23 protein-coding genes and 8 tRNA genes are annotated in these 26,912 nt (G+C 47.0%); 22 read left to right on the forward strand and 9 right to left on the reverse strand.

The genetic code is table 11. The annotated features are described in order from the left end of the window. Window positions 1-129 precede the first annotated feature (129 nt). On the reverse strand, window positions 130-720 hold the full coding sequence (smrA, locus tag SHEWMR4_RS10785) for a DNA endonuclease SmrA (protein ID WP_011622815.1): 591 nt from the start codon (window positions 718-720) through the stop codon (window positions 130-132). Window positions 721-852: 132 nt separating this feature from the next. Between smrA and SHEWMR4_RS10790 the strand changes: the two genes are divergently transcribed. Both SHEWMR4_RS10790 and SHEWMR4_RS10795 read left to right on the forward strand, forming a co-directional pair. Then, entirely contained in the window at window positions 853-1,431 is a 579-nt protein-coding gene (locus SHEWMR4_RS10790) for a hypothetical protein (protein ID WP_011622816.1), read from the forward strand. Between the two features lie 27 nt (window positions 1,432-1,458). Then, window positions 1,459-1,953: a YchJ family protein gene (locus tag SHEWMR4_RS10795; protein ID WP_011622817.1), complete on the forward strand. Its 495-nt coding sequence runs from the start codon at window positions 1,459-1,461 to the stop codon at window positions 1,951-1,953. Window positions 1,954-2,032: 79 nt separating this feature from the next. Here SHEWMR4_RS10795 and SHEWMR4_RS10800 read toward each other — a convergent pair whose 3' ends face one another. From SHEWMR4_RS10800 to SHEWMR4_RS10810, 3 genes are all read right to left on the reverse strand, one after another. Continuing rightward, a complete protein-coding gene (locus tag SHEWMR4_RS10800) occupies window positions 2,033-4,216 on the reverse strand; it encodes a putative bifunctional diguanylate cyclase/phosphodiesterase (RefSeq protein WP_011622818.1) in 2,184 nt (727 codons plus the stop codon). Window positions 4,217-4,407: 191 nt separating this feature from the next. Then, window positions 4,408-4,695, reverse strand: a complete 288-nt coding sequence (locus tag SHEWMR4_RS10805) for a DUF406 family protein (RefSeq protein ID WP_011622819.1) — start codon at window positions 4,693-4,695, stop codon at window positions 4,408-4,410. Window positions 4,696-4,933: 238 nt separating this feature from the next. Then, complete coding sequence (locus SHEWMR4_RS10810) at window positions 4,934-5,422, reverse strand: VC2046/SO_2500 family protein (protein ID WP_011622820.1); 489 nt, start codon at window positions 5,420-5,422, stop codon at window positions 4,934-4,936. A gap of 125 nt (window positions 5,423-5,547) precedes the next feature. Between SHEWMR4_RS10810 and SHEWMR4_RS10815 the strand changes: the two genes are divergently transcribed. The 3 genes from SHEWMR4_RS10815 (at window position 5,548) to SHEWMR4_RS10825 (ending at window position 5,957) form a co-directional block, all read left to right on the forward strand. Further along, a tRNA-Tyr gene (locus SHEWMR4_RS10815) sits at window positions 5,548-5,632 on the forward strand. 39 nt (window positions 5,633-5,671) lie between these two features. Next, a tRNA-Tyr gene (locus tag SHEWMR4_RS10820) sits at window positions 5,672-5,756 on the forward strand. A gap of 116 nt (window positions 5,757-5,872) precedes the next feature. Beyond that, a tRNA-Tyr gene (locus SHEWMR4_RS10825) sits at window positions 5,873-5,957 on the forward strand. A gap of 180 nt (window positions 5,958-6,137) precedes the next feature. On the opposite strand, the gene queE is transcribed toward SHEWMR4_RS10825, so the two are convergent. Further along, on the reverse strand, window positions 6,138-6,806 hold the full coding sequence (gene queE, locus SHEWMR4_RS10830; RefSeq protein ID WP_011622821.1) for a 7-carboxy-7-deazaguanine synthase QueE: 669 nt from the start codon (window positions 6,804-6,806) through the stop codon (window positions 6,138-6,140). A 188-nt stretch (window positions 6,807-6,994) separates the two neighbouring features. Here queE and queC point away from each other — a divergent pair, with 188 nt between their 5' ends. Both queC and rrtA read left to right on the forward strand, forming a co-directional pair. Next, a complete protein-coding gene (gene queC, locus SHEWMR4_RS10835) occupies window positions 6,995-7,714 on the forward strand; it encodes a 7-cyano-7-deazaguanine synthase QueC (protein ID WP_011622822.1) in 720 nt (239 codons plus the stop codon). Then, the gene (gene rrtA, locus SHEWMR4_RS10840; protein WP_011622823.1) at window positions 7,711-8,325 is read left to right on the forward strand and encodes a rhombosortase; all 615 of its coding nucleotides are present in this window, start codon (window positions 7,711-7,713) and stop codon (window positions 8,323-8,325) included. The genes queC and rrtA overlap by 4 nt, the downstream gene beginning before the upstream one ends. A 146-nt stretch (window positions 8,326-8,471) precedes the next feature. Here the strand turns inward: rrtA and uvrB are convergent, their stop codons facing one another. After that, window positions 8,472-10,493 carry an excinuclease ABC subunit UvrB gene (gene uvrB / locus SHEWMR4_RS10845; RefSeq protein WP_011622824.1) on the reverse strand — a complete coding sequence of 674 codons (2,022 nt, stop codon included), beginning with the start codon at window positions 10,491-10,493 and terminating at the stop codon, window positions 8,472-8,474. A 711-nt stretch (window positions 10,494-11,204) separates the two neighbouring features. Beyond that, window positions 11,205-11,408, reverse strand: coding sequence for a hypothetical protein (locus SHEWMR4_RS10850; protein ID WP_011622825.1), 204 nt, complete (start codon window positions 11,406-11,408; stop codon window positions 11,205-11,207). Window positions 11,409-11,995: 587 nt separating this feature from the next. Between SHEWMR4_RS10850 and SHEWMR4_RS10855 the strand changes: the two genes are divergently transcribed. The 13 genes from SHEWMR4_RS10855 to nth all read left to right on the forward strand — a co-directional run bounded on the left by SHEWMR4_RS10855 (window position 11,996) and on the right by nth (window position 21,593). Then, a tRNA-Asn gene (locus SHEWMR4_RS10855) sits at window positions 11,996-12,071 on the forward strand. Window positions 12,072-12,117: 46 nt separating this feature from the next. Next, window positions 12,118-12,193: transfer RNA gene (locus tag SHEWMR4_RS10860), tRNA-Asn, on the forward strand. Window positions 12,194-12,223: 30 nt separating this feature from the next. Next, window positions 12,224-12,299, forward strand: a tRNA-Asn gene (locus tag SHEWMR4_RS10865). 45 nt (window positions 12,300-12,344) lie between these two features. Beyond that, window positions 12,345-12,420 (forward strand) — tRNA-Asn (locus SHEWMR4_RS10870). Window positions 12,421-12,466: 46 nt separating this feature from the next. Continuing rightward, a tRNA-Asn gene (locus SHEWMR4_RS10875) sits at window positions 12,467-12,542 on the forward strand. 206 nt (window positions 12,543-12,748) lie between these two features. Continuing rightward, on the forward strand, window positions 12,749-14,653 hold the full coding sequence (locus tag SHEWMR4_RS10880) for a GGDEF domain-containing protein (protein WP_011622826.1): 1,905 nt from the start codon (window positions 12,749-12,751) through the stop codon (window positions 14,651-14,653). A 125-nt stretch (window positions 14,654-14,778) separates the two neighbouring features. Further along, the gene (gene rsxA / locus SHEWMR4_RS10885; RefSeq protein WP_011622827.1) at window positions 14,779-15,357 is read left to right on the forward strand and encodes an electron transport complex subunit RsxA; all 579 of its coding nucleotides are present in this window, start codon (window positions 14,779-14,781) and stop codon (window positions 15,355-15,357) included. Further along, window positions 15,358-15,939 (forward strand): electron transport complex subunit RsxB, encoded by a 582-nt coding sequence (gene rsxB / locus SHEWMR4_RS10890; RefSeq protein ID WP_011622828.1) that lies wholly within the window; start codon window positions 15,358-15,360, stop codon window positions 15,937-15,939. Between the two features lie 3 nt (window positions 15,940-15,942). Then, a complete protein-coding gene (gene rsxC / locus SHEWMR4_RS10895; protein WP_011622829.1) occupies window positions 15,943-18,372 on the forward strand; it encodes an electron transport complex subunit RsxC in 2,430 nt (809 codons plus the stop codon). An 80-nt stretch (window positions 18,373-18,452) separates the two neighbouring features. Next, a complete protein-coding gene (gene rsxD / locus SHEWMR4_RS10900) occupies window positions 18,453-19,502 on the forward strand; it encodes an electron transport complex subunit RsxD (protein WP_011622830.1) in 1,050 nt (349 codons plus the stop codon). A 53-nt stretch (window positions 19,503-19,555) separates the two neighbouring features. Beyond that, the gene (gene rsxG / locus SHEWMR4_RS10905) at window positions 19,556-20,194 is read left to right on the forward strand and encodes an electron transport complex subunit RsxG (RefSeq protein ID WP_083757899.1); all 639 of its coding nucleotides are present in this window, start codon (window positions 19,556-19,558) and stop codon (window positions 20,192-20,194) included. Then, the gene (locus SHEWMR4_RS10910; RefSeq protein ID WP_011622832.1) at window positions 20,187-20,885 is read left to right on the forward strand and encodes an electron transport complex subunit E; all 699 of its coding nucleotides are present in this window, start codon (window positions 20,187-20,189) and stop codon (window positions 20,883-20,885) included. The genes rsxG and SHEWMR4_RS10910 overlap by 8 nt, the downstream gene beginning before the upstream one ends. Window positions 20,886-20,951: 66 nt before the next feature. After that, on the forward strand, window positions 20,952-21,593 hold the full coding sequence (gene nth / locus SHEWMR4_RS10915) for an endonuclease III (RefSeq protein WP_011622833.1): 642 nt from the start codon (window positions 20,952-20,954) through the stop codon (window positions 21,591-21,593). A gap of 161 nt (window positions 21,594-21,754) precedes the next feature. Here nth and SHEWMR4_RS10920 read toward each other — a convergent pair whose 3' ends face one another. Next, window positions 21,755-22,021 carry a hypothetical protein gene (locus SHEWMR4_RS10920; RefSeq protein WP_011622834.1) on the reverse strand — a complete coding sequence of 89 codons (267 nt, stop codon included), beginning with the start codon at window positions 22,019-22,021 and terminating at the stop codon, window positions 21,755-21,757. Between the two features lie 148 nt (window positions 22,022-22,169). Continuing rightward, on the reverse strand, window positions 22,170-23,045 hold the full coding sequence (locus SHEWMR4_RS10925) for a LysR family transcriptional regulator (protein WP_264622713.1): 876 nt from the start codon (window positions 23,043-23,045) through the stop codon (window positions 22,170-22,172). A 238-nt stretch (window positions 23,046-23,283) separates the two neighbouring features. On the opposite strand from SHEWMR4_RS10925, the gene SHEWMR4_RS10930 reads away from it, so the two are divergent. Together SHEWMR4_RS10930 and SHEWMR4_RS10935 are read left to right on the forward strand one after the other, a co-directional pair. Beyond that, complete coding sequence (locus SHEWMR4_RS10930; protein WP_011622836.1) at window positions 23,284-24,516, forward strand: anaerobic sulfatase maturase; 1,233 nt, start codon at window positions 23,284-23,286, stop codon at window positions 24,514-24,516. 5 nt (window positions 24,517-24,521) lie between these two features. Next, window positions 24,522-26,891, forward strand: coding sequence for an arylsulfatase (locus SHEWMR4_RS10935; protein WP_011622837.1), 2,370 nt, complete (start codon window positions 24,522-24,524; stop codon window positions 26,889-26,891). Window positions 26,892-26,912: the final 21 nt, after the last annotated feature.

The following is a 26,912-nucleotide window of genomic DNA, read 5'->3' on the forward strand; positions in this document are numbered from 1 at the left end:
CTAAGCTCTTAGGTGTGAAAATGTAACCGATAAAAATGCCCAACGATGTTGGGCATTTTCTTTTTAAGCTTCGGTATTAGTAACGAACGCGAGGAACAATCAGATAAAATCAATGCATTCAGAAACCTATTAACGCCAACCCATTCCCTTGCGATTTGCCTCTTTATTCTCAATCTTAAGCTGTTCGGATTTAGTCAGCATCACATATAAGGCGCCCGTGCCGCCCTGCTCGGTTTTCGCCGAATGATAGGCCAGCACCATATCAAGCTGAGACAACCAATGGCAGACGGCAGATTTCAGCAGGCCAGCCACGGGTTTACTGTTATGGCCCTTACCATGGATAAGCATGACGCAGCGTTCCCCATGGGCCTGCGCTGCTAACAGATAATTGAGCAACGCATCACGGGCCTGACTTAAACGGTAGGCATGTACATCTAATTCCATCTTAACGCTGTACTGCCCCAGCCTTAAGCGCTTAAATACCGCTCCTTGTACCCCTTCGCGCTTAAAACTGGCAATATCATCGGGCGCTATTATCGGGATCAAACTCAAATCCAAGGGCATGCAGGCTAAATAAGCCTCGCGTTGCAAGGCATCACGGCGCTGAAGTTGCTCCTCCGTTAGTGCCTTAGGCTGCAAATTCACCGCTTTCACATCACCCTTAAGTGGCACAACCCCCGCCATTTCTTCAAAAAACAGTGCTGATTCATCATCTAGCATGGCAAGCTCCTCCACTCTTAACGCTCAGTGTGCACTTTTAGAACAGAAACACACTTTGTAAACATTCAACCCTTTAGTTCAGCGGGCACCTCCATTATAGTGGCGCCATGAATGCTTGATTAGAATAATGTAATGAGATTTTTGCTGCTAGCCCTGATATGCCTATTGTCGCTTCCAAGTTTTGCTACTCCCGCAAAAGCCAAAACAACCATGACAACCGATCAGCTGATCAATGCTAATTATCCGCTGTTCACTAAAGCATTTACTGAGCTTGCCCCCGAAGTCACCGCCGAGATTTATGCGAAAGATGCAAGCTATCTCTCTGAAAGCCAAAGTAAAGAGATCTATTATGGCCGTGAGAGCATTGTTGCTATATACCAACGTTTTTTCGATAAAATCCGCAATAAAAAGGCCCGTATCGATATCGATTTCCGGGTACTCAACCGTAAGCTATCCGGCAACAGCGCGTTCGACACTGGCTATTATTTAGTGCGTTTTTACCCCGCAGAAGAAACTGGCGAACCTGTGAGTGAATTTGCTGGCAAATTTGTGATTGGCACCCAAAAAGACTCTCAGCAGCGCTGGAACGTCACACTGGATATGAATAACCGTGCCGAACCCAGTTTCTATTTGAATGCCAAACCTGTACCCAATCTTTACTATGGCCGCCAGTTCCCACCGTTACCGGACAGCCAAAAGAAAAAGCAGTAATCTATTATATTTTAAAGCATTACCATTATGACACACGACAAAAACTGCCCTTGCGGCAGCCAGAAATCCTACCAAGACTGCTGCCAAGCACTGCATCTAGGGCTCGATTCAGGAGCACAACTGGCGACAAGTCCTGAGCAATTAATGCGCTCTCGCTACTGCGCTTTTGTGTTGAAAAATTTTGATTACATTATCAAAACACACCATGCAGCTTACCTCGATGGCTTAACCCTTGAGCAGCTCCAACAAGGTCCACATCCCGAATGGTTAGGGCTCGATGTATTATCCGCCAATGACACTACCCAGCCCGATGGCAGCAAGTTCGGTACTGTAACTTTCAAAGCCTGGTATAAGATGAATGGCGAGATTGATGCCATTTACGAGCGCTCAGAGTTTATCTTCGAGCAAGGTCGTTGGTTTTACACTAAAGGCCATCAAATGCATGCCAAATTACCGGGGCGCAATGATCCCTGCGTCTGCCACAGCGGTAAGAAGTTTAAGCAGTGCTGCATGAAGGGTTAACCAAGTCCACAGATAAAACAAAAGGCAATCGATTGATTGCCTTTTGTTTTTATATCACCTGTACGACTAATCTAACTGGTTAATGCGTCACAAGATTAGGTTCTTTTGCCGCCAATAAGAATTGCGCAAATTCGGGCTCTCGCAACGCAGGACTGTATAAATACCCCTGCGCCTGATGGCAAAAACTCTTGGCCAAAAACGCTTCCTGCTCGGCGGTTTCAACCCCTTCTGCGGTCAAGGAAATATTGAGCGCGCTTGCCATCGCAATAATGGCCGAGACGATTTCTTGGCTTTCGCGGCTAATGGTGAGATCGGAGATAAAGGAGCGGTCGATTTTTAACTTACTGATCGGGAACTGTTTAAGATAGCGCATCGAGCTGTAACCCGTACCAAAGTCATCGATGGCCAGCCCCACACCCAGCTCTGCCAATTCCTGACATAAGAGCGTGGCATGGCGAATGTCGCCCATTAATTCCGTCTCGGTGATCTCAAGGATCAGGGTCTTAGGCTTTAAACGATAGCGCGTCAGCAGTTGCCAGACTTGCTCATACAGGTTTCCACTAAAAAACTGCCGCGCCGACACATTAACATGCATGCTTAAATCGGCATTATGGTGCTGCCATATATTTAATTGTCGGCACGCGGCCTCCAGTACCCAGCTACCAATGGCGTTGATCATCCCAGATTGTTCGGCAATATCGATAAAAGCGCCGGGATACAGCACGCCTCTTTTAGGGTGATGCCAGCGGATCAGTGCTTCGGCGCCGATATAGGTTTGCTGCTCTAAATCCCTCAAGGGCTGATAATAAAGCTCAAACTGACGACCGCGAATCGCACTATGTAAATCACGCTCTATTTGCGCATCTTCCTTAAAAGCACTGAGCAAGGCACTGTTAAACACTTGAATAGCAGTGCCCTTTTTCTTTTTCGCGTATTGCACGGCAATATCGGCACAAGTTAGCGGTGCAAACAAATTTGCCACCGAGGCGATATCGACAACTGCCAGTGCGGGTTTTGGCTCGATTTGCTCACGACCGATTAAAATCGGCATGGCTAAATGCTGATACAGGCGGGTACTGAAATAATCCAGATCGTAAACCGCGTTATCATCGGTGAGCAACACGGCAAACTCGTCGCTACCGACGCGGGCAATTTCGGTTGCCTTATTGATTTCAGAGAAATGTTTTAAGCGTCGGCCAATTTCAATCAGCAAGCTGTCGCCATTTTCGTGACCATAAGTATCGTTAAAACGCTTAAAAGCCACTAAATCAACGAGTAACAATAATCCCTTGTTGGTTTTCTCTAGTACTCGATTAAAGTGACTGCGGTTATTCAGCCCAGTCAAACTACAACGCCAAGCTAAACGCTCAAGCTCTGCTTTATAGTTGTGTTCATCCGTGCTTTCTTCGCCGGAGACTAAGGCGTAATGATTACCTCGATCGGTGATAAATTGGCTGACCACATACTTAAGCCAGTATCGACTTCCATCGGCTCGATTAAATTGCACTTCGCCCTTGGCCTGCTCGCCTCTGAAGATTTGCGCGAGCGTTAGTTCAGCTAATTCATTGTGCTGTTTAAAAAAACTTAACTCGCGTAAATTGGTGCCTATGCTTTTTTCACGCGCTAAGCCAGTGATCTCCGCGTGAGCTTGATTCACGTATTCCACTTTTTCGGTGTGCAGGTTAATCAGCATGCTCATCTGGCGAGACTGCTCGGTGGCACAGCGGAACAGGCTTAAGCGCTCTTCTTTGTCATAGGAGTGTTTGGTGGCCAGCGTGAGGGCCAGTTGATCGGCCATTTGGCAGGCAAGATGGATTTCGCTATCGTGCCAATGGTGAGTTAATTGCGCACGCTCAAGACAGAGTACACCTTCGAGATGGCCGTTAATGCGAATACCAATCTCGAGACTGGATAAAATCTGCCGTGGGACAAAGTAGTTATCGACTAACTCAGTCAAGCGCGGATCGATAAGCGTGTTGCCCGCATCTATGTGTCTATGACTTTTTAGTTCATTTAAATAGCGTGGCAGTGTCTGCAACTGCGAAGGTCGGTAGGTGTCTTGTAGGGCCATGGCGCCAAATTGCGCCACCAGGGATTGGCTCGATTGATCGGCGGAAAAAATCCACACCGATACCAGAGAAATGGCTAAATTTTGGCAAAGTAGCTCAGTGGCTAACTCTGCGGTCTTAGTAAAATCCCCCTGCTGTTTAGCTGTGGAATGCACTAAAGACTCGACTAAATGCTGATGCTGACGTCGCTTCACTCTGATCCCTACAAAACTTCGTGTTGGGTAAAACGATACTGCTGCGACTAACACGCCTGTGTGTCGGCGGGTTAATGGAGCCGATTTATCATTATTTTTGTTGATGCAGATTACACTATCTATATTTTAAACAGCAACATCGGCCACAATTTATTACAAATTAACACTAACGGACTTCACAGTCGCTTGCATCATAGGCCATTCTCTAATTGGAAAATCATTTTCTCGACACTCACATCGAAGACCAGCTTGAGGGTAACACCCGCTTCATCCTGCACAATATTCCCTTGGGTTTGGCTAAAACGCGCTTGAGCCCGCTCCAACATCTTAGTCGCTTCGACCTCAGCCTCTGCACCCGCGAAGGATAACTCCAACACTGTATCCTGCTCATCAATCACAGCGCCAATATCCACAAAACTGCCGCAATCGGTGCATGTGTCGTTTACGGTAGCCGCTTGTCCTGCAATGATACCTTTCATCTGTTTTTCCTCTCTAATCGCTGTAAGGGTGATGCATCAACTTAAACCAGCATCATTAACGCCTTATTATAGATAACAGTGGCTGCAGAGACTCAGCTTTAGCTCACGCTTATTATTGTGCATCAGCACAGTTGACGGCTATTTGGCCAACAAGTTCCTTTCATCCCAACCAGTGCTTTTAAAGACAGCATCTTGCTTAACCGCCCGATAGCGACTAGGAAGCAAGACGACATACTCGTTAGGCGCTGGCCAATAACGGCACTAAGTTCCGTTGAATCGCCAGTTGATCGGCAAAATGCATGACGTCCATTTTCGGGGATGGCAACTGGCCACGTTGGCGCAGACGTGTGGTGAGATCGCAATTGCTTAAGGCTTCGGCCATCGCGATAGGCTCAGCACCGCGGATCACTAACGCTTCAGGGCGCAGCGCCTGTTGCAATTGAAACGCCCTCGCCCCTTGCTCGACAAAAACAGCACTATTGTCGGTAACCTTGTTATCCGTCGATAAATCCGCCACAAGTGCTTGCTTTGGGGGTAACTCGAACTGACGTTGTAATTTTTCTGCATTATCGAGCTCTTTTTGCCATTGAAACTGCGCCATGTCCCTCGCGTCTGCAGACAATAGCGACAGCAACAGGGCGAACTCTCCTCGCCTGTTGTGTTCGATTGCCGCATTTAAGCGGGAGCCAATTTGGGCTTCATTGATTAAAGGAACATCGATTCGCATAAAAAAACATCACAAAAACAACTCGTTGTTAGTTAATCGACCAGTTGAACCAGAACTTTAGGAAAATTTTCATATTTAGACTTTACATGCCAAACGTTTCTGACTACTATGGCGGCCGCAATTGAGGAGGGGTTCCCGAGTGGCCAAAGGGATCAGACTGTAAATCTGACGGCTCCGCCTTCGAAGGTTCGAATCCTTCTCCCTCCACCATTTGCACTAACAATTAGCGATGCTATAAAAGATACTCGTGGAGGGGTTCCCGAGTGGCCAAAGGGATCAGACTGTAAATCTGACGGCTCCGCCTTCGAAGGTTCGAATCCTTCTCCCTCCACCACTTTTATCTTATGTGGTTCGTCAATCGTTAGTCTGCTGTAAACTTGCTTTACTCTTAAATCCGGCCAAGATTTAAGATGTCTTTTAAGTTCTACTTGAAAGCGAAAGAAAATATGTGGAGGGGTTCCCGAGTGGCCAAAGGGATCAGACTGTAAATCTGACGGCTCCGCCTTCGAAGGTTCGAATCCTTCTCCCTCCACCACTTCTTTCTCATTTCATTCTCTATCTCGCTTTATTTCCCAAGTTTTCAAATCCATAACCCGTGTGACCCCCTTTTAGCACTTTTGCTTGCTCAAACGCATTTCTCGCAAACATCGATTTAGCCAATAAAAAAACGCCCCATTCGGAGCGTTAAATAACAGTGCACAGCGCTAAGTGGCGATTAATCGATATTCAGGTACTTATGGGTCTGAATCGATAAACGCCAGTTGCGGGCAATACACACCTTCATGGCTAATTCCGTCGCCCTTGGTTTTTGGCTGATCGGTTGCAGACAAATAGTTTTCACTGACACATCAATCCCTTTGAGTAACTCATCGAGTTCGTCGATATGATTTTCGGTCGCTATCGGATGCTTTATCTCGTTGGCGCGAGTCAAGGCTTGCGCTAACACCTGATAACCGCCCTTCATATTCACCTTGGGCGAGACAGTCACCCAGGTATCAGCATCGCACTTCACCTCAAAGGTGCCACTGGTCTCGATTTGAGTGGCAAAACCGGCAGCATGAAGCGTGTGAGTTAGTTCATTCAGATCGTACATACAAGGCTCACCACCTGTGATCACCACATGGCGCGCCGTGTATCCCTTAGCGTTGAACGCCTCAATAAGACTCTGCGCCGTATGATTAGCCCAGCGCCCCACGGAGCCATCGACGGTAATCACTTGTTGGGGTGACACCTTATTTTCCTCAAGCAGACCCCAAGTCTGTTTCGTATCACACCATGCACATCCCACAGGGCAACCCTGTAAACGCACAAAAATGGCGGGCACTCCGGTAAAGACACCTTCACCTTGAATGGTTTCAAAGACTTCGTTGACTGGGTAATTCATGCTAGCGTTCCGTTTTTCTGGGGCGGCATTTATAGAGGATTTTAGCTGCAGCTGCAAGTTTTTACCGCCTCTGCCATTGTGATACCAAGTGCCGCATAGCCGTCGCCACGCGCCAGCAAAGAGTTTGCAAGCCCTAGCGCCTGAGTTACACTTACGCCCTATTTTATGTGTCAATTTAAGTGGATCCTATGTCAGCAGCATCAGTTTCAAAGGTGGTAGTGGTTTTCAGTGGCGGACAAGACTCAACGACTTGTCTTATTCAAGCCTTAACTCAGTTTGATGAAGTCCACGGGATCACCTTCGATTATGGTCAGCGTCACCGTGAAGAAATTGAAGTTGCTAAATCCCTCGCCAAGCGCTTAAAGATCACTAGCCATAAAGTGATGGATGTAAGCTTACTCAATGAGTTAGCGATTTCTGCCCTCACCCGCGATGCGATCCCCGTGTCCCACGAATTAATGGAAAATGGCTTACCCAATACCTTTGTGCCCGGTCGTAATATCCTGTTTTTGACTTTAGCGGGGATCTACGCCTATCAATTAGGGGCAGAGGCGATTATTACCGGTGTCTGCGAAACCGATTTTTCGGGTTATCCCGACTGTCGCCACGACTTTGTCCGCGCGATGGAATCGGCACTGGTGCAAGGCATGGATAAAAAGCTTGAGATCATCACGCCATTAATGTGGCTCAACAAAGCCCAAACCTGGGCGCTGGCCGATAAATATCAGCAGCTCGATTTAGTTCGCCACCATACACTGACCTGTTATAACGGCATTGTCGGCGATGGTTGCGGTGAATGCCCAGCCTGCCATCTTCGTAAACGCGGCTTAGAGGATTACCTGCAAAATAAAGCAGAGGTAATGGCCTCACTCGACAAGGCAACTGAAACGGGTAAACCGCAGACGTGAAACTGGTGACGTTAAAAAAACTCGGCCCCTATTGGTTGGCGCTAATCGTCAGTCTGCTCTGCGCACTCTTGTATGTTGCGGGACTTCTTACCCCGAGCATAGATAACTTGCTCGCCTATCGCCGCAGCGCTATCAGTGACGGCCAGTGGTGGCGTCTGATCACAGGCAATCTACTGCATACCAATCATTGGCACCTGTTGATGAACCTCGCAGGATTATGGGTAGTGTTGTTTTTGCACCACTTTCATTACCGACTTAAAGGATTAACCGCGCTGTTTATCCTACTCTGTCTGTTTGAAGGCATTGGCCTGTATCTAGGTTATCCGCAACTCTTAGGCTATGTTGGGCTGAGCGGCATGTTACACGGCCTATTTAGTTATGGTGCTGTGCAGGATATACGCCGCAAAATGCGCTCGGGTTATTTGCTGCTGCTCGGCGTGATAGTCAAAGTCGGCCACGAACAGTTTTATGGCGCAAGTGACGATGTGACCGCAATGATTGGTGCACGCGTGGCCACCGAGGCACATTTAGTCGGCCTGATCTGCGGCTTAGTCTGCGCGTTACTATTCTTTGTACTCCAACGCACGATGTTAACCAAACAAAAAGCCTAATTGAACGATTTCCTTTGACTATTGAGTCAATAAAAAGCCGCCTAACACTGTCGTGTTGGCGGCTTTTATTTTGCCGAGAACTATAGTGCCGATCTTTAAGCACCAAGCGTCGAGTACTAACGCCTTGCTTAAACTCGGCACTAAATTTAAGCGGTGATCAGCAACTCCCGTAACCGTTTCACCTCATCGCGTAGCGCCGCTGCCTGTTCAAACTCCAAGTTACGCGCATGTTCATGCATTTGCTTCTCGAGCTTGTCGATATCATGGCTCAGCTGCGCCGCATCGGCTTGATAACGTTTGGCTTTAGGTTCAGCCACTTTATTCAGTGATGACTGACGATAACCTTTTTCAGACTCTCTACCATCATCGACATCCATTACGTCGGTAATGCGTTTCACCACCCCTTTAGGCACAATGCCGTGCTCAAGATTGTAGGCGCGCTGTTTCTCACGGCGGCGCTCAGTTTCTCCCATCGCCTTGGCCATCGACTGAGTGATCCTATCCGCATAGAGGATAACCTTGCCATTGACGTTACGAGCGGCGCGACCAATGGTCTGAATCAGTGAACGCTCCGAACGTAAAAAGCCTTCCTTATCCGCATCGAGAATACAGACCAAGGAGACTTCCGGCATATCTAAGCCTTCGCGTAACAAGTTGATACCGACCAGCACATCAAACTTACCAAGGCGCAGATCGCGAATGATCTCCACCCGCTCCACGGTATCGATATCCGAGTGCAAATAACGGACTTTGACGCCATGTTCATCGAGGTATTCGGTTAAATCCTCCGACATGCGCTTGGTTAAGGTGGTAACAAGCACCCGCTCATTGACGGCGACGCGTTTAGCGACCTCGGAGAGTAAATCATCCACTTGAATGCTAACCGGGCGCACTTCTAACTCGGGATCGAGCAATCCCGTTGGCCGCACGACTTGCTCAACAATCTCGCCGTCGCTTTTCTCCAGTTCGTAAGGATTAGGCGTTGCCGACACATAAATGGTCTGCGGCATCAATTGCTCAAACTCTTCGAACTTCAATGGCCGGTTATCCAGCGCCGAGGGTAAACGGAAGCCATATTCCACAAGCGTGGTCTTACGGGAGCGGTCACCCTTATACATGGCACCAATTTGCGGCACAGTGACGTGGGACTCGTCGATGATCAACAAACCATCGGCGGGTAAATAATCCAGCAAGGTTGGTGGCCCTTCTCCCGGCGCCCGTCCCGACAAATAGCGGGAGTAGTTCTCAATGCCGGAGCAATAACCCAACTCAACCATCATCTCGATATCGTATTGCACCCGCTCATGGATCCGCTGCGCTTCGATGAGCTTATTGTTGTCGAGCAGATACTGCTTACGCTCGCGCAGCTCTTGCTTAATTGACTCAGTCGCTTCAAGGATTTTTTCCCGTGGCGTCACATAGTGGGTTTTGGGATACACAGTGGTGCGCGCGATACGCTTAACTATCTGCCCCGTTAACGGGTCAAATTCGCTTAGGCGCTCAATTTCATCGTCAAAGAGTTCTACCCGAATCCCGTAGCGGTCAGAATCGGCGGGGAAAATATCGATAACTTCACCACGGGCGCGGAAAGTACCGCGCTGCAACTCGAGATCGTTACGAGTATATTGCAGCTCACTCAAGCGCTTAAGAATATCCCGCTGCCCCATGGTATCGCCCTGGCGTAGGTGCAAAAGCATCTTCATGTAGGAATCGGGATCGCCCAGACCGTAAATTGCCGATACAGAGGCAATCAAGACGACATCCTTACGCTCCAACAAGGCTTTAGTCGCCGAGAGTCGCATTTGCTCGATATGGGCGTTAACCGACGCATCCTTTTCAATAAAGGTGTTTGATGCGGGCACATAGGCTTCTGGCTGGTAATAATCGTAATAGGAGACAAAGTATTCCACCGCATTATTGGGGAAAAACTCTTTCATCTCGCCATAAAGCTGCGCCGCCAGCGTCTTGTTTGGCGCCATAATAATGGTTGGGCGCCCCAGTTGGGCGATCACATTGGCGATAGTGAATGTCTTGCCCGAGCCTGTTACCCCCAATAGGGTTTGGCAAGCTAGGCCCGATTCTAAGCCATCGACCAACTTGGCAATGGCCGTGGGCTGATCCCCTGCGGGAGCAAATTGAGATTCAAGCTGAAAAACAGATTCTGACACGCGAACATATCCTTGTGGTTAGTCGCCCCATTCTAATCAACTCATCCTTTAAGCTCCAGCAGTTCTCCTTTAGAAGTCGAAGGGAACATTAAGCCCTAAACCATCTGAATGACAGTTTGATGGACAGAAAATGAAACTTTTTGACCACGAGCTTTTAATGCTCAAATTGGCGATAAAACGCCCAAAAATACAGGGGAAATGCCAAATTAATACACAAGAGTCGACTTTCACTTGCTTACAAAATTGCAACCTCAAACAAGCCCAAAAAAGATAAGACTTGCAATTCATATCTATTTGATAAATATATTATTAAATTTTTATCGCCAAAATAGTGCAATTTAAGTCCAGCGCACGTACCACAAGGCTTTGCCGCCTGTTTCAAGCCGCAACCCACAGGGTTATCCACAGATTTTGTTGATAAGTCGAAATTAGTGAGAAACCATGCGGGATTGAGGACTATTCCACCCTTAGTTCGCGCGCTCGTCGGGTTTGGTAATTTTATTACATTTGATAAATGTTACTACTTGTTACAACCGATAACATTCACAAAATCTGATTGATCTCCTGCTGTTACGCCTTTATTCGTGTTTTACAGCATAAAATGACAGCGTTTTCCGCTTTATCCGTATCAGTCAGTAGAATTGGGGCTATCTGTTCGCAGAAAAGAGTAGAAAGTGAATATTCATGACCGAGGGATAACTTGATTAGCGCTTAAATTAAGTCTTCTGCAAGCGCAGCCGCAAAAAGCGCTTCGTCCGTAGAGGCAACCACAAAGAGGATTTCGGCTAAATCTTGGATTTTTTGAAAATCAGGATCATCTAAATGCATGGACAACTCACGGTACTGACGCAGTACATCTAAGGTTAAGGGCTGCTCGAGTAACGCTTCTGCTTGTTCTAATCGACTCATTGCCATTGTTTTCACCTCTCGATAAGTGTTTTGCCACTCGGCTGAGATGGGCTTGCCGCTGTCGCTTTAGGGATAACCAGTGGAAGCTGCAGTGCTGCCTAATATACCTACCGCATAATGTGCACTTTATAAATAGTCAGCACTTCATTATTAGTATCTTATATTGTGAGCTCAGTAATTAAAGCATCAGGTTAAGACTTACCAAGCGAGTGGCAGCATGACTGCGTAACTGTTTTGACCACAAAAGCATCGATTCGTTGCCACTCAAGTAAACTTTATCTATTTAAGTCTGAGGTTTTTGAAAGATCAAATGGGTCTCTCGCCAGAATAATGCTGAGAATTTAACCAAATAGGTCTATTTGCGCTTTTTGTCTCCCTGAAAAATCCCAAGTGTTTTTAAGATGAAGACACGCTATCTTACGAAAACATAAGTTATTTCTTCATCAAAATGCTGATTTTGGCACCACGATGCACATTAGATGAGCACTTAACAGCATAATTACACTTTTTTTAGTAACTCGAGTTGACTCATCCCACAGAGCGTTTTACTATGCGCTCCGTTCTCAACGAGTCATCGAGACGAGAGAAACGATTCCCCTGTAGTTCAGTCGGTAGAACGGCGGACTGTTAATCCGTATGTCACTGGTTCAAGTCCAGTCAGGGGAGCCAAATTTCAATCTCGGTAAAAGTGAGGCGCAGTTAGGTAACTAATGATTCCCCTGTAGTTCAGTCGGTAGAACGGCGGACTGTTAATCCGTATGTCACTGGTTCAAGTCCAGTCAGGGGAGCCACTTAATTATCAAGCTGATGCGTTAAACGATTCCCCTGTAGTTCAGTCGGTAGAACGGCGGACTGTTAATCCGTATGTCACTGGTTCAAGTCCAGTCAGGGGAGCCACTAACGCAAGACAAGTAAAGTCGATAGCAATATCGCATCATCTACTCCCCTGTAGTTCAGTCGGTAGAACGGCGGACTGTTAATCCGTATGTCACTGGTTCAAGTCCAGTCAGGGGAGCCACTTTAAAGATGATATCTCAAGTCGATAGCAATATCGCACCCTCTACTCCCCTGTAGTTCAGTCGGTAGAACGGCGGACTGTTAATCCGTATGTCACTGGTTCAAGTCCAGTCAGGGGAGCCATTTTCTTATAGTAATACACAAAATCCCCTCCTTTGTTACTCCGTTAAACTAATCGCTTTTCATTTCTGTTTTGCCTCAAATACAGTTACACTGTGATCTGATTGTTAACCAAAATGTTGAGTATCATCACGCAGATAGGCATATTAACTGGGCACTCCTTTAATATTACTGTCCGTAATACTGAGACACTTTAAGAGCGGATTTTTATGGCGATGTCTAAATCATATCCCATCTTTTTATTGCTGATTTTTTTAGGACTGTTTGGTTGGATTTATCACAACGAGAATAGCCAACTCAAAGTACAGCAACAGCAAGAACTCAATAACTTCAAACAATACTTGGGTAACTTTTCCCAGTGGCAAGGCAATGGTGCCGAACTCTATCAAACTATTTCCGCCCATTATCCGCTGCAGTTTTTTCAATATATCGATGACACCGATGGACAACTCAATTACACCCAAGGCGAACTCAATGCTCCAGGCATCAATCCGGTGGCCACATTATTTGCCTTAGATTTATCCCATACGCAAAAACTGACCGCCGGTCGTTTACAGGTAAAATTAAGTGCCGATCAGGCAATCAAAAATGCCATCGACAGTACCCAACAATTGGGTCTAATGCTGATACTGGCCTACATTATCTTGATAGTTGTTTTTATCCTGCTTATCAATAAATTAAAGTCATCTATCCGTTATGCGGCTGAGTATATTTCCCACATTCCAGAGATGAATTTTTCCGCCATTGAGTCCTCCAAACTCAATGGTGAAATGACACCAGTGAGATTGGCACTCGAAGACTGCCGCCTGCAGCTCAAATCGCAAATGGATACCCTCACTCAAGAAAACCAGAAACTGCATAAGGTGGCTTATCAGGATCCAATCACCGGATTTGGCAGCCGCCCACGTTTTACCACAAAGTTAGAAAACATTAGTAACCGCAGCGTGCCGCAACTTGGGCTGCTAGCCATGGTTAAAGCGACTGAGCTTTCCCATGTGAACCAGTTACAAGGTCGCTCCGCCGGTGACGATTATTTAGCCAGTGTCGCCAATTGCATTCGTAAGGCCTGTTCAAAATATCCCGATTCGGAATGCTACCGCGTCTCAAGCGCCGATTTTGCGATTTTTTTACCCGATTTAGTGTTAAAAGACGGCCCGAAGTTTTTAGAACAACTTAAAGTATTCCTCGATGAATACCAGCAGATGACTAGAGCCGAATCCGTGGCGCATATGGGCTTAGTGCCATATCAACAGGGCACAGATCCCGTTAACCTGCTCTCCTTGGCCGACACCGCCGTGAGCATAGCGCAAACCTTAGGCCCCAACAGTTTCCATATTCAAGAGAAACTCAATGGTGACGAGCAGTTTGGTGACGACCGTTGGAAAGTAGCAATCAATGACTTGATCGCCCGCCAAGCGCTGAAGTTTTTTCAACAACCCATACAACCTTGCCGCAATGATGTCGAGGTCTACCGCGAGTTACTGGCACGCTTTTACAACAGCGAAGGCAAGTTTTTACCCACCACCACAGTTATCGCCATGGCCGAGCGCCACGGCATGAGCACCGAATTAGATAAACTCGTGGTGATCAGCACATTAAGAATGCTTAAAGAAAATCCGACCATTAGCGGTAATTTTGGCATCAATATCAGCGCTTTTTCGGCCCATCAAGAACTGTTTGTCGGCTGGTTGCGAGATGTTCTCGGCAAGCACAGGTATATCGCCTCACGTTTAGTGTTTGAGATCAACGAGTCAGGTATGCAAGCCAATTTAGGTGCCAGCTATAAGTTTGTCCGTGAGGTTCACAGTGTTGGTTCGCGGGTCTCAATCGAGCGATTCGGGATGAGCTTTACCTCTTTCAAATTCTTCAGCGAAGTCCGCCCAGACTACATAAAACTAGATGGCAGCTACACCTCATCAATCGATGAAGACAGCAATAATAAGTTCTTCGTGCGTATGATGGTGGATGTGGCAAGACGCATCGGCATTCGTGTTATCGCGACGAGTGTCGAACGTCAGGAGGAAAAACTGACCCTCGAAAAACTCCTCGTCGATGGGCTGCAGGGCTATTATATTGCCCAGCCCCAAGCCATTACCTTAACTGACCAAATTTAAGCCAGCGCAGGGTTAACGGAGCGCGCAAATTTACAGTAAAGATAGTTAACCCTGCATTCTATATGTTGTTTATGCAAACGGAAAAGTCGATAATACGGCCAAGATCCGTTTAGACAAGTATTCAGATGAGTGAATATCTCCTGTTGTTGATCAGCACAGTGCTGGTTAACAATTTCGTTTTAGTGAAATTCTTAGGTTTATGTCCATTTATGGGGGTCTCCAGCAAGTTGGAGTCCGCTATCGGCATGTCTATGGCCACGACCTTTGTGTTGACCTTAGCGTCAATCCTCAGTTACCTCGTCAACCAATATCTGTTATTGCCCTTTGACTTAGGTTACCTGCGTACCATGAGCTTTATTCTGGTGATTGCCGTGGTGGTGCAATTTACTGAGATGGTGGTGCAAAAAACCAGTGCGGCTTTACACCGCGCCCTCGGTATCTATCTGCCGCTCATCACCACTAACTGCGCCGTACTCGGGGTTGCCCTGTTAAACGTGAACGAAAAACACGATTTTATTCAATCTGCTATCTATGGTTTTGGTGCAGCGGTGGGTTTTTCCTTAGTGTTAATTCTGTTTTCCGCGATGCGTGAACGTTTAGCTGCGGCCGACGTGCCTATGCCTTTCAAAGGTGGCGCGATTGCCATGATCACCGCAGGGCTGATGTCCTTGGCCTTTATGGGATTCACAGGATTGGTTAAATAGATGTCCACCATGTTAATTGCCGTTATTTTATTAACCCTATTGGCATTGTTCTTTGGGGTATTACTCGGATTTGCCGCCTTAAAATTTAAGGTTGAAGGTAATCCCATCGTCGATGAACTCGAAGCGATTCTGCCACAAACCCAATGCGGTCAATGTGGTTATCCCGGCTGCCGCCCCTACGCTGAAGCGATTGCCAATGGCGATAAAGTCAACAAGTGCCCGCCTGGCGGCACCGCGACCATGGAAAAGCTCGCCAGCTTAATGGGTGTAGAGCCAGAGCCGCTCAATGCAGAGGCCCAATCCCAAGTCAAAAAAGTCGCCTACATTCGCGAAGATGAATGTATTGGCTGCACTAAATGTATTCAGGCCTGTCCTGTTGACGCCATTATTGGTGCGGGCAAACTCATGCATACCGTGCTTACGGCAGACTGCACAGGTTGCGATCTCTGTGTCGAGCCCTGCCCCGTTGACTGTATCGATATGCTCCCTGTGGGCCAAAATCTGAAAAACTGGAACTGGCGCTTAAATGCCATTCCCGTGACTCTTATCCAAGAGACCCCGCACGAAGAAAAGAGAGGATAAGCGGTGCTGACTTTATTAGATCAATTAGATAAAGGAACCCTTTGGCGCTCACCCGGTGGCATTCATCCACCTGAAGTCAAATTCCTCTCCAACACGACACCGATTAGCCAACTGCCCTTAGCGCAGGAATACCTTGTACCCGTGCCACAGGTGGGTGAAAACTGCACCCTTGTAGTCAAAGTGGGTGACAAAGTATTAAAAGGCGCGCCATTAACTCAAGGCACCTCGATTTGGCATTTGCCAGTACATGCGCCAACCTCTGGCACGGTCGTCGCCATTGAGCCAAGAGCCAGTAACCACGCCTCGGCCTTGCCGGTCAATACCTGCGTGATTGCCGCCGATGGTGAAGACCGCTGGTGCGAGTTAACGCCAGGCTCAATTGAGCTTAGCAATCATGAGATGATTGCCAAAATCCATGGTGCAGGCATTGCCGGTATGGGCGGCGCCGCCTTCCCAAGCCATATCAAGCTGAATCCCGTCAGTGAAATCGAATTAGTGATTATCAACGGCGTGGAATGTGAGCCTTATATCAGCGCCGACGATCGCTTAATGCGCGAATACAGCCAAGACATTCTGGCGGGGATTGGGATTATCCATCGCCTCCTCGCGCCCAAGCGTATTGTGATTGCTATCGAAGACAACAAGCCCGAAGCCATCAAAGCCATGCAACAGGCGGTGAGTCAATCCACGCTCCCTGCGGGCAGCACGCGGGTGACAGCGATACCAACCAAGTATCCTTCTGGCGGTGAAAAGCAGCTTATTCAGATCATCACGGGGCGTGAAGTGCCCTCAGGCTCCATCCCCGCTAAGCTTGGGATTGTCGTGCATAACGTAGGAACCGCGTTTGCGATTCACCAAGCCGTGACCCAAGGTAAACCGTTGATTGAGCGAGTGGTTACCGTTACCGGACAAAATATCGGTAAGCCCGGCAACTATTGGTTACCCATAGGCACGCCCGTTGAACATGTGCTCAAACACACTGAATTTAACGCAGAAGCCGATCAAAAAGTGATTATTGGCGGTCCTATGATGGGCCATGCGTTACCCACCATCCAAGTGCCTATTTTAAAGGGCACAAACTGTATTTTGGTGCCAAGCAGTCAAGAGATTGGAACCACTCCAGAGGAAAAGGCCTGTATCCGCTGCGGCGAATGTGCCAATGCCTGCCCTGCACTCTTGCTACCACAACAACTGTTTTGGCATGCAAAAGCCGAAGAATATGACAAGGCGGCCAGCTACAACCTTAAAGATTGCATCGAATGCGGTTGCTGTAGCTACGTGTGCCCCAGTGATATACCACTGGTGGAATATTACCGCATCGCTAAATCGGCACTAAAACAAGCCGCCGATGAAAAACATCAAGCCGAGCGCGCCAAACTGCGTTTCGAGGCGCGTATTCAACGCCTCGAAGAAGAAAAACTCGCCCGCGAAGCCAAGGCTAAGGAAGCCGCTGCGCGTCGCCAAGCAACCATGAGCTCAACGGATAAAAATGCCGTTGCCGAAGCCATGGCGCGGATCGCGGCCAAAAAGGCAGCTGCGGCAGAAACCACAGCTGATAACACGCAGGTCGAAGTTGTAAATGCTGATGCAAACAGCACTGAGGCGCCTAAGGGGAAAGCAGCCGTAGCCGCCGCGATTGCCCGCGCTAAAGCCAAGAAAGCTGCCGCTGCAGCTCAAAGTGCGGATGATGCAGAATCGTCTCAACAAGCAGTCTCTTCTGAACAAACGGTATCTTCTGAGCAAAGCGAGCCAACTGAGCAGGCTGAGACGTTATCGCAAAAAGATAAAGTCGCCGCAGCCATCGCTCGCGCCAAAGCGAAAAAAGCGGCGTTGAAGGCCGACTCGGATCCCAATAGCGATACTGATGCCGCGACAGACAACACAGATAAGCCAGCAACAGAAACGACTGCTAACGCAGAAGCGGATGACAAAAAAGCCAAGGTCGCTGCAGCCGTTGCCCGTGCAAAAGCCAAAAAAGCCGCCGCGCAGCAAGCTGAATCAACTGATGTTGTTGACGAGCAGCCCAAGCTAGCTGCAGACGCTCAGCCAGCTTCAAGCTCTGAATTTGGCAATGAATCAAGTTCAGTCGCTGAACCAAACGCACCACTCAGTCCCGAAGATGAGAAGAAAGCCAAAGTCGCAGCTGCCGTTGCCCGCGCAAAAGCAAAGAAAGCCGCCGCACAGCAAGCTGATTCGACTGAGGTTACCGAAGTTCAGCCCGAGTTAGTCTCAGTTGCTAAGCCTGAATCAGACATTGAGTCAGGTTCTGAATCAGACTCTGAATCAGGCGATGAATCAAGCTCAGTCGCTGAACCAAGTGCGCCACTCAGTCCCGAAGATGAGAAGAAAGCCAAGGTCGCTGCTGCCGTTGCCCGTGCGAAAGCCAAAAAAGCGGCCAGAGAAGCGAATGCGATCAGCGACGCAAATGAATAGCACTGCGGGTTTTAACCTCAGTGCTTTAAAAATGATTAGCTTAAAAATCAGTGACTCAAGATTAGATAAAAGGGATCACAATGGCGTTTAAAATAGCCTCATCACCCCATGTTACCCGTAATTTGCATACTTCAACGGTTATGCAAAGGGTCATTTTATGCTTGTTACCCGGCCTTGTGGTGCAATGCGCCTTTTTCGGCTGGGGCACACTTATTCAAGTGTTACTGGCGATTATCGTTGCCCTAAGCTGTGAAGCCGCGGTGATGAAACTGCGTAACCGCAGCATCAAAGCAAGCTTAAGCGATAACAGCGCTATGCTGACGGCGATCTTAATCGGGGTTGCGATCCCGCCGCTGGCACCTTGGTGGATGATCGTTATGGGCACAGTGTTTGCGATTGTTATCGTCAAACACCTCTACGGTGGCCTAGGCCATAACCTGTTCAACCCCGCGATGGCCGCCTATGTGTTACTGCTGGTTTCATTCCCTGTGCAGATGACCAGTTGGATTGCGCCAAGTACGGTTGCGCTCAATACCCCAAGTGTAATCGATAGTTTGCAATTGATCTTCAATGTCGGCGCCCATGGTGGCATGGAGCAATTCCGCCTCGGTATCGATGGGATCAGTATGGCGACTCCGCTCGATACCCTCAAAACAGATCTGTCCTTAGGGCTCACCACCACCGAAAGTATGGCTAAAAGCATATTCGATGGCGGCACTGGCGTTGGTTGGTTTTGGGTCAATTTAGCCTATTTGGCTGGCGGTTTAGTGCTGCTTAAATTAAAAGCCATCCGTTGGCATATCAGCACCGGCGTCTTGGCGGGATTATTTGTGGCATCGAGCATTGGCTTTTTACTGTCGCCCGATACTCAGGCAAGCCCACTGTTCCATTTATTCTCGGGCGCGACCATGCTCGCCGCCTTCTTTATTGCAACCGATCCTGTCACCGCGGCGACCAGTCCGCGTGGCCGTTTGATTTTCGGCGCATTAATTGGCGTCTTGGTCTATGTCATTCGTACCCAAGGTGGCTACCCCGATGCCTTCGCCTTTGCCGTGCTGCTCGCAAACCTTTGCGCGCCATTTATTGACTACTATGTGCGTCCGCGCACCTATGGCCATTCAGCGCCCTAGGCCTGTGGCAAAAGAATCAAGCATGCTTGAACAAAGATTCTTGAGGAATAAAAGTGAATAATCCAATGATTAAAAATGGTCTGTTACTTGCGCTATTTGCCCTGCTCTGCACGGGCTTAGTCGCAGTGGTCAATCAACAGACCTTAGACAAAATTAAGCAGCAAGAGCAGCAGGAATTGATGCGCGTGTTGCATCAACTGATCCCTGATGAGCTCCATGACAATGAGCTGACCGCGCAATGCACTCTGTTGCAGGATAAAGAGGCGCTCGGCACCGAAGATGCCATGCCCGCCTATATCGCCACAGCTGCCGGTAAACCCGTTGCTATCGCCCTAGAAGCCATTGCCCCCGATGGTTACAACGGCAATATTAAGCTGATTGTGGGCATCAATACCCAAGGTGAAGTATTAGGCGTGCGCACACTCGCCCACCAAGAAACCCCAGGCCTTGGGGATAAAATCGATTTACGTAAATCCGACTGGGTAACGCAATTCGTCGGTAAAGTGCTTAAATCAGAAGATGATAAGCAATGGCAAGTGCAAAAAGACGGGGGTGATTTCGACCAATTTACCGGCGCGACAATCACACCACGCGCCTATGTGAAAGCGGTTAAACGCGCCGTATGGTACTTTACTCAGCATCAAGCAGAGATTTTCAGCCAACCTCTGAATTGTGAGGCCAACCATGACTAATTATCGCGAAATTGCCTGGCAAGGACTGTGGAAAAACAACCCTGGCTTAGTGCAATTACTGGGCTTGTGCCCACTGTTAGCCGTAACGGCCACCCTCACCAACGCCCTCGGGCTTGGGGTTGCCACTATGTTGGTGCTGATAGGCTCAAACATTTTAGTCTCGTTGGTACGTGACTATGTGCCTAAGGAAATCCGTATCCCCGTGTTTGTGATGATCATTGCCGCGCTGGTGACGGCGGTGCAACTGCTGATCAACGCCTACGCCTATGGTCTGTATTTGTCCTTAGGGATCTTCTTGCCGCTGATTGTGACCAACTGCATTATCATTGGCCGCGCCGAGGCGTTTGCCTCCCGTAATAATGCCTTTAGCGCCGCCTTCGATGGGCTGATGATGGGGCTTGGCTTTACCTTAGTCTTAGCGGTTCTTGGCGCTACGCGCGAAATTCTCGGCCAAGGCACCCTGTTTGATGGCGCCGACCAACTGCTCGGCCCATGGGCTAAAGCCTTAACGATTCAGGTATGGCAAGTCGATACCCCCTTCCTGCTGGCGATGTTACCACCTGGCGCCTTTATTGTGATGGGCCTACTTATCGCCCTGAAAAACGTTATCGATAAAAAGCTTAAAGAGCGTCAACCCGAAGCGGCTGTACAACCAAGCGTGACACGGGCACGGATCACCAAAGTGAGTTAAGCCCTTATTGAGATAACAGCTTAAGTAGTGGGTTTAGCGTTAAACCCACTACTTCCAAGGATCACTATGAATCAAGAAAAACGCATCCAAATCCTCACCCGCCTTCGCGAAAACAATCCCAAACCCGAAACCGAGCTGAATTTCTCCAGTCCCTTTGAATTACTGGTGGCGGTGACTTTATCGGCGCAGGCGACCGATGTGAGCGTAAATAAGGCGACTGATAAACTGTTTCCAGTCGCCAATACCGCCCACAGTATTTATGCCTTAGGCGTGGAGGGATTAAAGGAATATATCAAGACCATTGGCCTGTATAACAACAAGGCCATCAATGTGATTAAAGCCTGTGAGATCTTGATTGAAAAATACAACGGCGAAGTCCCAGAAGACAGAGAGGCGCTAGAGTCGCTTCCAGGCGTAGGTCGTAAAACCGCTAACGTGGTGCTCAATACCGCCTTTGGCTGGCCAACCATCGCCGTCGACACCCATATCTTTCGCATGGCAAACCGCACTAAATTCGCCCCTGGTAAAAACGTGGTCGAAGTCGAGGAGCGCATGTTAAAGGTTGTTCCCGCCGAATTTAAAGTCGATGTGCATCACTGGTTTATTCTGCATGGCCGCTATACCTGTCTGGCTCGCAAACCCCGCTGTGGCAGTTGCATTATTGAGGACCTTTGCGAATTTAAAGAAAAGGTCTATCCCGAAGAATAAGGGCGCCATATGGCTATCGTTAAGCGCTTTAACTAACGGAATGAACAAGTAACAAGGGCTTTCGAATACTTTCGGCTAGTTAAGATTTTGCTGAAAGCCCTTTGTTATTAGCGCTGTTGTTAGCACCGTTCTTAGCACTGTGATTAGTACTGTGGTGCAGATTAATCGTTTTGCTGAGCGGCTTTTTGCTGCAACAATTCTAGCAATTCTTCATATTTTGGCCCTTGGCCAAACTGGGGTAGCGCAACCGCAAAAACCACCAGCGCAAAGGCAATATAAATCGCGTAAGGGTGACTCCAAAATCCTGCCAGCAGCGTAAGCGTGCCTAAGATAAGCAACATAATTACCCCAACTCGCACCCGCTGCGCCATGTGCACTTTTTGTTTCGCGGCAGTGATTAGCGCGAGTTCTGCCTCAGTAAATTCCATTAAAATCGTTATCCTTTTAATTTTAAAATCAAATACTAATGTCCCAAACTGCATTCCATGTTGGACCAAAATACACGTTAGTTAAAATAAGTTAAGGTAAATTCAATATCAATATGAATCTAACCGAGCACATTGAAAAATATACACCTTAATGATTTCTAACTTGGTTACGCATCAATTCCGATATTTCACCGTGAAACCAATGAATTAATTCATCATTACTCCTGGTTTTATCATACAGAAAACCAAAATTTCGTTGCTGCAAAGGAACAAATGATAACGAATCAGAACTGATATACGTAAATTTTGTATCCAAGGTTTTCGCTAAGTTAATTGAGCAAGGAAATAAGTAATCATTGTTTTCAAGCGCCTTTAACAACACGCTTAAATGAGTCGTACGCAGTGCCACATTTGTCTCGACCCCAAGTTTCTTGAGATATCGAGACAAATGATCTTGGCCTTCATTCCAATACTTCATCACATGTACAGCTAAAGGAAATTGACTAAAGTGATCTAGCTTAATATTTTGTGTCGCTAGAGGATGTTGTGTACGACACACAACCACAAAATGGTCTAGCTCACCGCATTTTTGCACTAAGTTCTTCGATAAATTTAATGGAAAATAATGGATCCCATAATCAACTCTATGTTCACAAATATGTTGAGGTGTTGCATCACTCCAGTCTTCAATTGTCAATTTTATACCTGGAGCATTTTTTGCCAAATGGTCAATTAGTAAAGGAGCAAACCATTGAGCAATAGATGCATTCATCGCTATGGTAATATTGCTGGTGAGCATGAGAGGGTTGAATGATTCATTCTCCGTTAGGCTTTCAATTTCCTCGATGATACGACTTACTTTTTCACGTAATGCGATAGCTTTAGTCGTAAGTTCCATTTTGCCATTTTTTCTTGTTAGCAATTCATCTTCAAAAATATGTCTTAACGTTTTCAGCGTACGACTTACGGCCGACGAACTCGTCTTTAGCTGAGTGGCGGTGTCGTTAATACTCTGTGTTTCCAATAAAAAACTCAATGGTTTAAGCAGGTTGTAGTTTAGCCGCATCGTCTTTTAATTTATGTAATGTGTTATCTTATCAAGTTATCAAAACTGATAATATGAGTCTATCAACATTGTCAATTGCTGAATGATGCTCAGATTGCTAAAGTAAGTTTTAACGTCATGTGCTAGATTTTAATATTGTCAATAAGGCAAGAATAAATTGAAATTGCACCTCAACAGGAAATAAGAAGTCGAATAAATGACAGGGATACACACAACAGTCAAAGTAGTAGGTTCAAAATGTAATTATGATTGCCAATACTGTTTTTATCTTGAAAAAGATTTGGTCCTAAACTCAAAAAAGGTTATGAGTTTAGACGTGTTAGAGCGTTACATTCAAAACTATATTGCTAATCAAGACTCTCAGATTGTTGAGTTTGCATGGCATGGCGGCGAGCCGACCTTAGCTGGACTCGATTTTTTTCGACATGCTGTGGCGTTGCAACGAAAATACGCACAAGACAAAATCATTAAAAATACCTTACAGACCAATGGTTCTAAACTCGATAAACAATGGTGCCAATTCTTTAAAGAAAATAATTTTCTTGTAGGCCTGAGTCTTGATGGCCCTGAATGGCTACAAGCAACTTATCGCACTAAGCAAGGTAAAAGTGTGTTTGATGAGAATCTGAAAGCTCTCAAGCTCTTGCAAAAAATGAACGTTGAACACAATGTGTTAGCTTGTGTAACGCAGGAATATTGTCAACACGCAGAGAGCATTTATGCCTTTTTCAGAAAGCATAAAGTGAAATACATTCAATTCTCCCCTATCGTCGAGTCTAAGCCCTCTGAACAAGAGCAAGCCCGTGGCCAACATTTTTCCAGTAATCTCATTTTATCGACCGGTAAACAAGCTGAAGTGCATCAACCTATGCCATGGTCCGTAAACAGCAAAGATTACGGTAAGTTCCTCGTCGATATTTTCCAGCAGTGGATAAAACAAGATGTCGGCAAAGTGTTTATTTCCAATTTTGAGCAGGCTTTAACTCAGTATATTGGCAATGACTCACCCAATTGCATTCACGCACAAGAATGTGGTTCTTCCTACGCTATCGAGTCCAATGGAGACGTCTATTTTTGTGACCATGTCGCCTATCCCGAATCTCATCTCGGTAACATCACCCTCCACCCCTTAAAACAAATAAAAGAACATTCGACACAATTTCATTTTAACAAGCAATCACGACTCTCCAATCGTTGTAAACAGTGCCGGTATTTAAAAATGTGTAATGGTGGTTGCCCTAAACACCGCTATCTCGCCGCCAATGGTGAATATGAAAATGTACTTTGCGAAGGATACTTCTATTTCTTTCAGCAGATAGAGAAGTACTTACATGCCATGACTAGGTTATTAGCTAACGGTTACCCCGCTAGTTATGTGATGCAAGCCTTAGATGGTCCGTTAATCCTCACTACCTCCAACAAAAGGTAAACAATATGGATGTTTTTAAAACAACCTTAACTGTCAGTAGCTTACTGGCGCCGTGTCTGACATCAGCGCAAACTATTGACAGAACACAGCTGCCAATTGCTGATATTGAACCTCAAACCTACGACCAACTCGATGTACGTGATGTTCAGCGTCCAACTCCAGCGAGCCGGATTAAGGCGCCAGATGGAGCGCCGAACGTGTTAGTGATTTTGCTCGACGATGTTGGTTTTAGTCAAAGCTCACTCTTTGGTGGGGCTGTGGATATGCCAACTTTAGATGCATTGGCGGCACAGGGATTGATTTACAATCAGTTTCATACCACAGGTGTCAGCTCGGCGACACGAACCGCGTTGTTGACGGGGCGAAACCATCATCAAAACAACATGGGATCGATTGCAGAAACCTCGACGGCCTTTCCTGGTAATACGGGAGCGCGTCCAAATTATATTGCCGCATTACCTAAAGTGTTAAAATACAACGGCTATAGCACAGCGATGTTTGGCAAAAACCATGAGATTCCGCCCTGGGAAACCGGTCCAGCAGCCAACCAGAGTTTATGGCCCAGCCAAATTGGTTTTGAGAAGTTCTATGGTTTTTTTGGCGGTGAAACAGATCAATTCCAACCCGTGCTTATCGATGGCAATACCCGTATAAAAACACCGAGAAAGGAAAACTACCATTTCACAACCGATATGACAGATCAAACCATTCAATGGTTAAATCTGCAGCAAAGTTATAATGCCGATAAACCTTTCTTCGTTTACTATGCCCCAGGTGCAGCACACGCGCCGCATCAAGCGCCTAAAGAATGGATTGATAAGTTCAAAGGAAAATTCTCGATGGGTTGGGACAAACTCAGACAAGACACCTTTGAGCGTCAAAAGGCTGCGGGGATTATTCCTAAAGACACCATTCTCCCCCCCATGCCTGAGCAAGTGCCGCGATGGGATTCACTCACCCCAGATGAAAAACGTGTGTTTGAACGCCAAATGGAAGTTTACGCGGGCTTTTTGACTCACACCGATCATGAGATAGGGCGAATCGTAGATACCCTGAAGAAAAATGGTAAGTTCGACAATACGCTCATTTTCTACATAGTTGGTGATAATGGGGCAAGTGGCGAAGGTAACCGCAACGGTAGCTTCAATTCGCTCGCATTTTATAACGGTATCGAAGAGGACACAAAAACAGTACTCGACAACATTGATAAGCTAGGTGGGCCCGATAGCTTCGGTCACTATGCTGCGGGATGGTCAATTGCCGGAGATACGCCCTTTGTATGGATGAAGGGCATGGCATCCGATCTCGGCGGTACTCGTAATGGCATGGTCGTCAGTTGGCCCAAGGGCATCAAGTCGAAAGGAGAAGAGATCCGTAATCAATGGTCACACGTGATTGATATTGCACCTACGATATTGGAGGTAGCCGACCTTCCCGACCCCAAAATGGTCGATGGCGTGAAACAATTACCTATCGCTGGAGTCAGTTTTGCTGACACCTTCAACAATGCTCAAGCCAAAACCAAACATACCACTCAGTATTTTGAATTGGGTGGTAATCGCGCTATCTATAATGATGGTTGGTTGGCTCGTGTAATACATTTTCCATTGTGGGAAGACTCTAAAAAGTTCGCAACTCTGCAAACTGATAAATGGGAACTGTTTGACACACGTAAAGATTGGTCATTGTCTACCGATCTTGCAAAAAACAACCCTGATAAGCTGAAAGAGCTGCGCTCGATATTCGACAAAGAAGCTGAAATCAATCATGTGTATCCCATTGATGACCGAACTTTAGAGCGCATGAATGCCGAAGTTGCAGGCAGACCAGACGCCCTATTTGGAAAGAAGAGTTTAACTCTCTATGAAGGTGCAAAGGGGATCCCCGAAAACTCATTCTTAAACATCAAAAATAAATCCTTCGATCTTGTCGCGAAAGTCATGATTGACGATGTTGACAATACCAATGGGGTGATCATTGCTCAAGGCGGTAATTTCGCAGGATGGAGTTTGTATGTGATGAAGGGAATACCTACCTTTGAATACAACTGGTTAACCTATGAATACACCAAGCTTTCTGGCGCAAAACTCCAGCCTGGCGAGAATGAGATCACAATGAAGTTCCGTTATGACGAAAATGGCGTTGGCGGAAAAGGAAACTCAGTCGGTACCGGGAAAGGAGGTAATGCCTATCTTTACGTCAATGGCAAATTGGTAGAGAAGAAACTGATCCCCAACACCATTAGTCGGCTTTACTCACTGGATGATGGTGTGGGTATCGGTGAAGACGAAGGCGGTTCTGTCAGTCGAGATTATCAAGCCCCATTTGAGTTCTCTCAGCGTATTGAAAGTGTAACAACATCAATCGTGGAATAATCCATACAAGTAGTTGTTTAA

The organism is Shewanella sp. MR-4 (genome assembly GCF_000014685.1).
In the GTDB taxonomy this organism is placed as follows: domain Bacteria; phylum Pseudomonadota; class Gammaproteobacteria; order Enterobacterales; family Shewanellaceae; genus Shewanella.

What these genes read in the sequence shown, in the direction of transcription:
- rsxB (WP_011622828.1), top strand. Translation starts at nt 15,358, where the DNA reads ATGTCCACCATGTTAATTGCCGTTATTTTATTAACCCTATTGGCATTG.
- rsxD (WP_011622830.1), top strand. Translation starts at nt 18,453, where the DNA reads ATGGCGTTTAAAATAGCCTCATCACCCCATGTTACCCGTAATTTGCAT.
- queC (WP_011622822.1), top strand. Translation starts at nt 6,995, where the DNA reads ATGTCAGCAGCATCAGTTTCAAAGGTGGTAGTGGTTTTCAGTGGCGGA.
- smrA (WP_011622815.1), bottom strand. Translation starts at nt 720, where the DNA reads ATGCTAGATGATGAATCAGCACTGTTTTTTGAAGAAATGGCGGGGGTT.
- SHEWMR4_RS10810 (WP_011622820.1), bottom strand. Translation starts at nt 5,422, where the DNA reads ATGCGAATCGATGTTCCTTTAATCAATGAAGCCCAAATTGGCTCCCGC.
- queE (WP_011622821.1), bottom strand. Translation starts at nt 6,806, where the DNA reads ATGAATTACCCAGTCAACGAAGTCTTTGAAACCATTCAAGGTGAAGGT.
- SHEWMR4_RS10850 (WP_011622825.1), bottom strand. Translation starts at nt 11,408, where the DNA reads ATGGCAATGAGTCGATTAGAACAAGCAGAAGCGTTACTCGAGCAGCCC.
- SHEWMR4_RS10930 (WP_011622836.1), top strand. Translation starts at nt 23,284, where the DNA reads ATGACAGGGATACACACAACAGTCAAAGTAGTAGGTTCAAAATGTAAT.
- SHEWMR4_RS10805 (WP_011622819.1), bottom strand. Translation starts at nt 4,695, where the DNA reads ATGAAAGGTATCATTGCAGGACAAGCGGCTACCGTAAACGACACATGC.
- SHEWMR4_RS10795 (WP_011622817.1), top strand. Translation starts at nt 1,459, where the DNA reads ATGACACACGACAAAAACTGCCCTTGCGGCAGCCAGAAATCCTACCAA.
- SHEWMR4_RS10920 (WP_011622834.1), bottom strand. Translation starts at nt 22,021, where the DNA reads ATGGAATTTACTGAGGCAGAACTCGCGCTAATCACTGCCGCGAAACAA.
- SHEWMR4_RS10935 (WP_011622837.1), top strand. Translation starts at nt 24,522, where the DNA reads ATGGATGTTTTTAAAACAACCTTAACTGTCAGTAGCTTACTGGCGCCG.
- SHEWMR4_RS10790 (WP_011622816.1), top strand. Translation starts at nt 853, where the DNA reads ATGAGATTTTTGCTGCTAGCCCTGATATGCCTATTGTCGCTTCCAAGT.
- SHEWMR4_RS10910 (WP_011622832.1), top strand. Translation starts at nt 20,187, where the DNA reads ATGACTAATTATCGCGAAATTGCCTGGCAAGGACTGTGGAAAAACAAC.
- SHEWMR4_RS10880 (WP_011622826.1), top strand. Translation starts at nt 12,749, where the DNA reads ATGGCGATGTCTAAATCATATCCCATCTTTTTATTGCTGATTTTTTTA.
- rsxA (WP_011622827.1), top strand. Translation starts at nt 14,779, where the DNA reads ATGAGTGAATATCTCCTGTTGTTGATCAGCACAGTGCTGGTTAACAAT.
- nth (WP_011622833.1), top strand. Translation starts at nt 20,952, where the DNA reads ATGAATCAAGAAAAACGCATCCAAATCCTCACCCGCCTTCGCGAAAAC.